This is a genomic window from Alcanivorax sp. HI0044 (assembly GCF_001634945.1).
Map to the genome: position 1 here is coordinate 1 of NZ_LWEZ01001032.1, position 505 is coordinate 505.

Consider the following 505-nt stretch of genomic DNA (forward strand, 5'->3'; position numbering starts at 1 on the left):
AGCCCCAGATAAGGGTGGCGCTGATCGCCCGCAGGTATTTTGGCGGCCACGCTGCGGGTGGTCTGACTATTGCCCAGGTTACGGTCAGGCACGACGCTCTGTACCACGTCTACCGGGTTGTTTGCGGCCACCTGACCAAGGCGATAGTTTGGCAGTCCGGGGCCTCTGCCGGGATGTGCGGGTGCCCGGCCTTGCAGGTTGGGCAGGGCGGTGGTCGAGCGGCCATCTCCTCCGTAAGTGGTGCCAATCAGGCTGAACAACGCGGTGTTCTGGCTGATCGGCAGCAGTTGCCCATTACAAAAAGCCCAGCCGCGTGGGGCAAAGTTACTCGCAAAGATGCGGATTTCGGCGAGAAAGGGTTCGCTCATAGTGACCTCATACGCTGATCAGCAAGTTACTGCCCGGTTGCCAGCTCAAGTGAGCCAGCTGCTGAGCGCCGGTTTGGGGGAGTGTCAGTAGCGGGCTGGAACGATCTGCCCAGCAGAGCTGCTTCTGGCAACGGTCC

At 61.4% G+C, this 505-nt stretch carries 1 protein-coding gene; it reads right to left on the reverse strand.

What is annotated here, in order from left to right:
• The coding region (locus A3730_RS31650; protein WP_197477463.1) for a phage tail protein at positions 1-368 on the reverse strand (368 nt) is incomplete at its 3' end.
• Positions 369-505: the final 137 nt, after the last annotated feature.